The organism is Neisseria sp. HMSC067H09 (genome assembly GCF_001814135.1).
Classification (GTDB): Bacteria; Pseudomonadota; Gammaproteobacteria; order Burkholderiales; family Neisseriaceae; genus Neisseria.
The window spans coordinates 1-7,488 of the sequence record NZ_KV814916.1 but is presented as its reverse complement, the minus strand read 5'-3'; the positions used below and the strand labels follow the sequence as shown (position 1 = coordinate 7,488).

The following is a 7,488-nucleotide window of genomic DNA, read 5'->3' as shown; positions in this document are numbered from 1 at the left end:
CACTTGAAATCCGAATCCAAGGTCGTCTGAAAACGGGGGGAGTGAGTTTGTTTCTCCCAAACTCATATCTCAAAGTTTTCAGACGACCTTGTTTTAACTTGCAACCCGCCTCCCTCTCCCGTCCGGCGGGAGAGGGCCGGGGAGAGGGTGGTTCTATGGGTTGTCCGAATTTGATTTGACCTAAAGTCGCAAAGCCACCCCCATCCTAACCTTCCCCCGCCGGACGGGGGAAGGGACAGATTGCTGTTGCAGCAACGAGTAGCATGGGCTTTGCCCGCGAGATAAATGCCGAAATGGATGCCCATTCAGCTGTTGTCTGATTTGAATTGTCAGATGGTAGGTTTCGTGGGCAAAGCCCACGCTACTTGGGTTATCACAAGCCTGTATTGATTGAATAAACGAGGTCGTCTGAAAAATCGGGAGCGAGTTTCTCCAAAACTCAAATCTCAAAGTTTTCAGACGATCTCGTTTTTATCGGCAACCTGCCCCCTCTCCCGTCCGGCGGGAGAGGGCCGGGGAGAGGGTGGTTCTATGGGTTGTCCGAATTTGATTTGACCTAAAGTCGCAAAGCCACCCCCATCCTAACCTTCCCCCGCCGGACGGGGGAAGGGACAGATTGCTGTTGCAGCAACGAGTAGCATGGGCTTTGCCCGCGAGATAAATGCCGAAATGGATACCCATTCGGCTGTTGTCTGATTTGGATTGTCAGGTGGTAGGTTTTGTGGGCAAAGCCCACGCTACTTGAGTTATCACAAGTCTGTTTTGATTGAGTAAAAGGTCGTCTGAAAAAATCGGGAACGAGTTTCTTTAAAACCCGAATCTCAGAGTTTTCAGACGACCTTATTTTTACCTGCAACCCGCCTCCCTCTCCCGTTCGGCGGGAGAGGGCTGGGGAGAGGGTGGTTCTACGGGTTGTACGAGTTTGCTTTGACCTAAAGTCGCAAAGCCACCCCCATCCTAACCTTCCCCCGCCGGACGGGGGAAGGGACAGATTGCTGTTGCTGCAACGAGTTGCGAAGGGCGGTTTACTGCTTTATTTCTTATCGCCTTTTTCGGGACGTACCCAGCCTTCGATCACGGTTTGACGGGCGCGGGCGAGGGCGAGTTTGTTGTCTTCGACGTTTTTGGTAATCGTGCTGCCTGCGCCGGTTGTAACTTTGTTGCCGAGTTTGACGGGGGCGACTAGGACGCAGTTGGAGCCGATGCGGACTTCGTCGCCGATGACGGTTTTGTGTTTGTTTACGCCGTCGTAGTTGGCAATGATCGTGCCTGCGCCGAAGTTGGTTTTGCTGCCGACTTCGGCGTCGCCGATGTAGGTGAGGTGGTTGGCTTTGGTGCCTTTGCCGATGACGGCGTTTTTGATTTCGACGAAGTTGCCGACGTGTACGTCGTCTGAAAGGCGGGCTTGCGGACGCAGGCGGGCGTAGGGGCCGATTTGGTTGTTTTGTCCGACTTCGCAGTCTTCGAGGTGGGAGAAGGGGGCGATTTTGCTGTTTGCGCCGATTTTGGCGTTTTTGATGACGCAGTTTGCGCCGATTTCGACGTTGTCGCCGATTTCGATGTCGCCTTCGAGGACGACGTTGACGTCAATCACGACGTCTTGTCCGTGTTTCAGACGACCCCTTAAGTCGAAGCGGGCGGGGTCGCGCAGGGTAACGCCTGCTTTGAGCAGGGCTTGCGCCTGTTCGGTTTGGAAGATGCGTTCGAGTTCGGCGAGCTGGAGTTTGTTGTTCACGCCGGCGGCAAGGTGGGAGGCGCGCACTTGGACGGGATGGACTTTGATGCCGTCGGCAACGGCTTTGGCGATGAGGTCGGTCAGGTAGTATTCGCCTTGGGCGTTGTTGCTGGAGAGGCTGTCCAGCCAGTTTTCCAGTTTGGCGTTGGGCAGGACGAGGATGCCTGTGTTGATTTCGCGGACGGCTTTTTGGGCGGCGTCGGCGTCTTTTTCTTCGACGATGGCGGTTACGCTGCCTTGGCTGTCGCGGATGATGCGGCCCAAGCCTGTCGGGTCGGCGGGAACGTCGGTCAACAGGCCGACTTCGCTGCCGGCGGCTTCGAGCAGGGTTTCGAGGGTGGCGGTGTCAATCAGGGGAACGTCGCCGTACAACACCAGCGTGCGGCCTTCGGCGGCAAGGTGCGGCAGGGCGGTTTTGACGGCGTGGCCGGTGCCGAGCTGTTCGGTTTGTTCGACCCAAACGACGTCGCGTTTGACGGTGTCCAAAACTTGGTCTTTGCCGTGTCCGATGACGACGCAGATGTTTTGGGGATTCAGGGCGGCGGCGGTGTCGATAACGCGCTCGACCATGGGCTTGCCGCCGATTCGGTGCAGCACTTTGGGCATTTTGGAATACATGCGCGTGCCTTTGCCGGCGGCGAGGATGACGATGTTGAGGGGTGTGGCGGACATGATGGACTTTCTCGAATGCAATGTTGATGAAGGGGGTATTTAGGGGTCGTCTGAACGGGATTTTGGGGTTTCAGACGACCTTTTTATTTGGGTTTGGCGTGTGGACGTTTGGAGGTTATGGTTTATTGGGTTTGGGGGTGAACCGGTACGAGTCGGCATGGCTGCCGCGTTCCAAGCGGTCGAGTGTGGTCGGTTTCAGGGGCGTACGCGCGGATGTGTCGGCGGGACGGCTGTCGAAGTCGTAGCGGTCTGAGGTGCAGCCGCCCAGGATGGCGGCGGCAACGAAAATCAGGGCGAGGGAACGCATGGTTTTCTCCTTGTGAAGGACGGCAGATGTGGGACGAACGGGATGGCGGTTATGTTTGAGGTCGTCTGAAACGGAAAAGACGGTTTCAGACGACCTCTACGGGCGGATTATTCTTCAGTTTGCGTTTCGGGTGCGGCTTGTCCGGCGCCTTGGGGTTTGTTCCATGTCGTGCCGCGTACGTTTTCTTGGTCGCCGTGCAACGGTTTGAGGGTGCGGCGTTCGGGGCGGTATTGGTTGTAACGCATATCGCGGGAGTAGGTGCCGTCTTCGTAATAGATGCGCGTGCCTTTTTCGTATTTGGGGCGTAGGGAGGTGTGGCCGGATTCGTTTTGGTAGGTTTCCCAGGTACAGCCGGTCAGGGCGGCTGCGGCGGCGAGGATGAGAGCGGTGTATCGCATGATGGTTGTCCTTGTGGTCGGGCGGCTTGGTGCCGTTGTTCAAACCCGATATTGTAAAGGTTTCAGACGAGTGCCGACAGCTTTTCGGCACATTCGGCGAGCGCCTGCATATCTTTTGCAACGGCGTCGGTAAAGGGCAGGGGATGGGCTTTGCTGCCGAACCATACGGTTTTCATGCCCAGCTCTTTGGCTTGGTGCAGGTTGTCCGCGCTGTCGTCGATCATGATGCACTGTTCGGGCGCAGCGTCGAGCAGGCGGCAGACGGTCAGGTAGGCTTGCGGGTCGGGCTTGTAGCGCAGCCCGAAGTCGTCCGTGCCGAAGAGTGCGTCAAAACGGTTTTCCAAACCCAATGCCCCGATGATGGCGCGGACGTAAAACGAAGGGCCGTTGGAAAAAACGGCTTTGCGTCCTTTCAGACGACCTAAAACGCTTTCGGTTCCCTCCATGCCCTCCAATTTTGCCAAGATTTGCGCGATGGGATGGCTTTCACGCAGAAACTCGCGGATGTCGATTTCGGGATGGTGGATTTGCAGACCGGCAAGCGTCGCGCCGTATTGGTGCCAATAGTCCTGACGCAGGTCGGATGCCGCCTCTTCGGAGAGCTTGAGGCGTTGCGCCATGTAGTCGGTCATGGCGCGGTTGATGATGTAGAAAATGCCTGCATCGGCGTTGTGCAGCGTGTTGTCGAGGTCAAAGAGCCAAACGGGGGAAAGGTTCATGTCGTGTGTTGGTGCGGATTTTGTTATGATGTTTCGTATTTTACCCGTACAAAGGTTAGAGAATGAAACTGAAATTATCCGCCCTCGCCCTCTTGCTGGCTTCGGCAAACTTATCCGCCCAGACTGAAGTGCGCCTTGCCGTGCACAAATCCTTCAGCCTGCCCCAATCCGTCCTCGCGCAGTTTGAAAAAGCCAACGACGCCAAAGTCTCCGTCATCAAGGCGGGCAGCGGCAACGAAATGCTCAACAAGCTGATTCTCAGCAAGGCCAACCCGATTGCCGACGCGGTTTACGGTTTGGACAACGCCAACATCGGCAAAGCCCGCGAAGCAGGCATACTGGCGGCGGCGCAGCCCAAATCCGCGCCCGTTTCAGCGGGGATGCCCGTCATCGCGGCAGTGAATTACGGCTACGTTACCCTCAATTACGACAAAAAATGGTTTGAACAGAAAAAACTGCCGCTGCCCAAAACCTTGCAGGACCTGACCCGCCCCGAATATAAAAACCTGCTGGTTACGCCCTCGCCTGCCACGTCCTCGCCCGGACTCGCCTTCCTGATGGCGAACATCGGCGGCATGGGCGAAGAGGGCGCGTTCAAATGGTGGGCGCAGATGCGTCAAAACGGCGTGAAAGTCGCCAAAGGCTGGAGTGAAGCTTATTACACCGACTTCACCCAAAACGGCGGCGCCTACCCGCTCGTCGTCAGCTACGCCGCCAGCCCCGCCGCCGAAGTCCACTACTCCAAAGGCAAATACAGCGTGCCGCCGACCGGCAACCTCTTCCTCAAAGGCGGCGTGTTCCGCCAAGTCGAAGGCGCGGCAGTCTTGAAAGGCGCGAAACAGCCCGAGCTGGCGGCGAAACTCGTACAGTGGCTGCAAAGCGGCGAAGTGCAAAAAGCCCTGCCGACCGAAATGTGGGTCTATCCCGCCGTGAAAAACACGCCGCTGCCCAAAGTCTTCGAGTTCGCCCAAGCCCCGAAACACACCGACTCGCCCAGCCGCAACGACATCGACACCAAACAGAAACAATGGGTCAGCCGCTGGACGAAGACTGTGTTAAGGTAAGCGGGAAGGTCGTCTGAAAATCCGCCGCTCCATCCTGTCGGCTGGAGATAGTCAAATGACTTTATTTTCGATACGCAACTTATCGGGTACCGTCATTCCCGCCGTAGCCTGTTCTCGCGCAGGCGGGGGCGGGAATGACGGAATTTGATGATATGCCGTATTTAAAGTTAAGGATGTTGGCGATAAAAAGGGTCGTCTGAAAACCCAAAAACGGCTTCAACCGTATCGAAACCGTGTTTTCAGACGACCCCTTACCGTTTCGTTTTGAATGAAGGAAACCCATGAAGCCCCTACTCTACGCCTTCACGCTGACCGCACTTGGCGGCTGTTTCTACACCGAAACCCCATACGGGCGCACCGCCGTCCTCGACCTTCCCGTCCATTCCCAAACCACCATCAACAAAACCGTTACCGTCAACGCCCCGCCGGGAACGACCGTCATCTATCAGGACAGCGAGCCGGTACACCGCTACGGCTATCCTTACCCACCTTACCCGCGCCCGTATCCCGCGCGTCGGATTTACCGGTATTGAAAAATGTCTGTGAAAACAATAGGGCGGTGGCTATCCTGCTCCCAAAGGTGCACGTGATATATACAGCTATGATGTAAAAGGTATCGCGCAAAACATCAGCCTGAACATAACGGACAATCGTAGTATACAACAGCGGCTGACTGATCGTTTTGACAATGCAGGCAGAATGCTGACGCAAGGCATAGGCGATGGCTACCGCAGGGCAACCGAATACAATCCCGCATTGAACAAATTAGGCAATGCCGCCGAAGCTATTAATGGTTCGGCAGACATCATTAAAAATGTCATCGGTGCAGCAGGCGAGATTATCGGAGCAGGCGATGCTGTACAAGGTATAGGCGCAGGCATAGACATTGCCACCATGCACGGTTTAGATCTGCTTTCCACCGAAAACAAAATTAAAGCTGTCAGCAATTTGGGTGGTTTGTCGCAATTCCAGAACAATGCCACAGAAACTGTCCGTGATTGGGCGGTCAGAAACCCGAATGCGGCACAAGGAGCAGAAGCACTTGGTAATATCGCCAAAGCGATTGTCCCTGTTACCAAAGGGGCGGAATATGCTCGAACCCGATACGACTGGGGTGGTATAGGTGCAAGCACCGTCAAACAGTCGCAGATGGGCGCAGTTGCATTGCCGAAAGGGAAAGCACCTGTCGGGGAAAATTTTTCCCAAGCCCAACAAGGACGGTACAGTTATGATTCACCGTACCACTCCCGCACTGTCAGAACGGAATTGGAACAGCGTTATGGCAAATAAAATGTCAAATCCTCGACTGTACCGCCGTCAAACGGCAAAAATGTCAAACTGGCAAACCAAAGCCACCCGAAGACCGGGGTGCCGTTTGACAGCAAAGGATTTCCGAATTTTGAAAAAGACGTAAAATACGATACAAGAATTAATACCAAGGAGTTCAGATCGAAGGGTTCGACAGGGCAAATGAGGCTGGCGACCAAGGATCTGGCGGAAGCCATTCAAAAAGGACAGGTTCGCAAGTCAAGCTTTAACACAGAACAATTAAGGGCAATCGAAAAAGGAGAATCTAAAATACCGGATTATACTTGGCATCATCATCAGGATACCGGACGTATGCAGTTAATTCGTGAGGATATACATAGGCGTACAGGACATATAGGTGGTGAAGCAATGAATAAAGGTAAATGATTATGTGGAAAATTAGTAAAGAAAATTGTGAAGATTTAGGATTTGCAATAATCTGCATGTTCTATGATGCTATTAATCTTTCTGAATTTAAATTATGGTTGGATATAGTTGTTAGAGATACTCCTATTGATAAAATTCCATTGTATATTTTTGATTTGATTGATTTTGATAAGAGTATAGGGGAAATTTATGATTTAATTGGAGTCGTTAATTATGGTTACATTTCAAATGATCAAAAAAATGCATTAACGGGCATTGCCTTCTTAAGGGATATAGATGTCTATGATTCTCCCGTCTCAAAAGAAAAAGCATTAAAATCCTTAAAGAAACATCCTGAAATTTATCAGAGGTTTCAGTATTTCTTTCCATTTGTAGAACTGCCTCCGCCTTAAGTAATCAAAATGCTGCCTTTAACATAGAACAATTAAGGGCAATCGAAAAAGGCAAAGCCAAAATTCCCAACTATACTTGGCATCATCATCAAGATACAGGAAAGATGCAGCTTGTGCCTGAATGGGAACATTCTAAAACCGGTCACATAGGAGGTGAGGCAATGGGGAAAGATAAATGATTATGTGGAAAATTTATAAAGAAAATAGCACTGACTTAAATTTTGCCCTAGGTAGTATATATTGCCAAGCAATCAATATTACCGAATTTAAAATGTGGGTTGAAAAAATCATAAGGGAAATGGATTTAGATGAAATTCCAAATTATTTTTTTGATTTAATAGATTTTCAATCACTATTCCATCTGATTGATATTATAGGATTTGTTCCTGAAAATAACTTATCAAAAAATCAGGATAATGCATTGACCGGCATTGCTTTTTTAAGAGGGATAGATGTCTATGATCCGCCTATCTCAAAAGAAAAAGCGTTAAAAGCCTTAGAAAAAC

At 52.2% G+C, this 7,488-nt stretch carries 10 protein-coding genes and 1 pseudogene; 7 read left to right on the top strand and 4 right to left on the bottom strand.

Translation table 11 applies throughout. From position 1 onward, the window contains the following. Window positions 1–1,033: 1,033 nt before the first annotated feature. From glmU to HMPREF2954_RS07000, 4 genes are all read right to left on the bottom strand, one after another. On the bottom strand, window positions 1,034–2,407 hold the full coding sequence (glmU, locus tag HMPREF2954_RS07015; protein ID WP_045075617.1) for a bifunctional UDP-N-acetylglucosamine diphosphorylase/glucosamine-1-phosphate N-acetyltransferase GlmU: 1,374 nt from the start codon (window positions 2,405–2,407) through the stop codon (window positions 1,034–1,036). A 115-nt stretch (window positions 2,408–2,522) separates the two neighbouring features. Next, entirely contained in the window at window positions 2,523–2,714 is a 192-nt protein-coding gene (locus HMPREF2954_RS07010) for a hypothetical protein (RefSeq protein ID WP_045075619.1), read from the bottom strand. Window positions 2,715–2,821: 107 nt separating this feature from the next. Then, entirely contained in the window at window positions 2,822–3,112 is a 291-nt protein-coding gene (locus HMPREF2954_RS07005; protein WP_003743185.1) for a hypothetical protein, read from the bottom strand. A 62-nt stretch (window positions 3,113–3,174) separates the two neighbouring features. Beyond that, window positions 3,175–3,831, bottom strand: a complete 657-nt coding sequence (locus HMPREF2954_RS07000) for a pyrimidine 5'-nucleotidase (protein WP_045075622.1) — start codon at window positions 3,829–3,831, stop codon at window positions 3,175–3,177. 62 nt (window positions 3,832–3,893) lie between these two features. On the opposite strand from HMPREF2954_RS07000, the gene HMPREF2954_RS06995 reads away from it, so the two are divergent. The 7 genes and pseudogenes from HMPREF2954_RS06995 to HMPREF2954_RS06970 form a co-directional block, all read left to right on the top strand. Continuing rightward, window positions 3,894–4,895, top strand: coding sequence for a thiamine ABC transporter substrate-binding protein (locus HMPREF2954_RS06995; RefSeq protein ID WP_045075624.1), 1,002 nt, complete (start codon window positions 3,894–3,896; stop codon window positions 4,893–4,895). Between the two features lie 281 nt (window positions 4,896–5,176). Then, on the top strand, window positions 5,177–5,428 hold the full coding sequence (locus HMPREF2954_RS06990) for a hypothetical protein (protein WP_045075626.1): 252 nt from the start codon (window positions 5,177–5,179) through the stop codon (window positions 5,426–5,428). A gap of 34 nt (window positions 5,429–5,462) precedes the next feature. Beyond that, window positions 5,463–6,185 (top strand): annotated as a pseudogene (locus HMPREF2954_RS11655) (MafB family polymorphic toxin); the annotation flags it as partial. 78 nt (window positions 6,186–6,263) lie between these two features. Beyond that, the gene (locus HMPREF2954_RS12360) at window positions 6,264–6,590 is read left to right on the top strand and encodes an HNH endonuclease (protein ID WP_321178109.1); all 327 of its coding nucleotides are present in this window, start codon (window positions 6,264–6,266) and stop codon (window positions 6,588–6,590) included. A 2-nt stretch (window positions 6,591–6,592) separates the two neighbouring features. Then, a complete protein-coding gene (locus HMPREF2954_RS06975; protein ID WP_039410303.1) occupies window positions 6,593–6,982 on the top strand; it encodes a hypothetical protein in 390 nt (129 codons plus the stop codon). Continuing rightward, the gene (locus HMPREF2954_RS11650; RefSeq protein WP_082013672.1) at window positions 6,958–7,161 is read left to right on the top strand and encodes an HNH endonuclease; all 204 of its coding nucleotides are present in this window, start codon (window positions 6,958–6,960) and stop codon (window positions 7,159–7,161) included. Before HMPREF2954_RS06975 ends, HMPREF2954_RS11650 begins: the two co-directional genes overlap by 25 nt. Window positions 7,162–7,163: 2 nt before the next feature. Further along, the coding region (locus HMPREF2954_RS06970) for a hypothetical protein (RefSeq protein WP_070689063.1) at window positions 7,164–7,488 on the top strand (325 nt) is incomplete at its 3' end.

Coding starts and splice junctions, on each gene's coding strand:
- glmU (WP_045075617.1), bottom strand. CDS start 2,407: ATGTCCGCCACACCCCTCAACATCGTCATCCTCGCCGCCGGCAAAGGC.
- HMPREF2954_RS07010 (WP_045075619.1), bottom strand. CDS start 2,714: ATGCGTTCCCTCGCCCTGATTTTCGTTGCCGCCGCCATCCTGGGCGGC.
- HMPREF2954_RS07005 (WP_003743185.1), bottom strand. CDS start 3,112: ATGCGATACACCGCTCTCATCCTCGCCGCCGCAGCCGCCCTGACCGGC.
- HMPREF2954_RS07000 (WP_045075622.1), bottom strand. CDS start 3,831: ATGAACCTTTCCCCCGTTTGGCTCTTTGACCTCGACAACACGCTGCAC.
- HMPREF2954_RS06995 (WP_045075624.1), top strand. CDS start 3,894: ATGAAACTGAAATTATCCGCCCTCGCCCTCTTGCTGGCTTCGGCAAAC.
- HMPREF2954_RS06990 (WP_045075626.1), top strand. CDS start 5,177: ATGAAGCCCCTACTCTACGCCTTCACGCTGACCGCACTTGGCGGCTGT.
- HMPREF2954_RS06975 (WP_039410303.1), top strand. CDS start 6,593: ATGTGGAAAATTAGTAAAGAAAATTGTGAAGATTTAGGATTTGCAATA.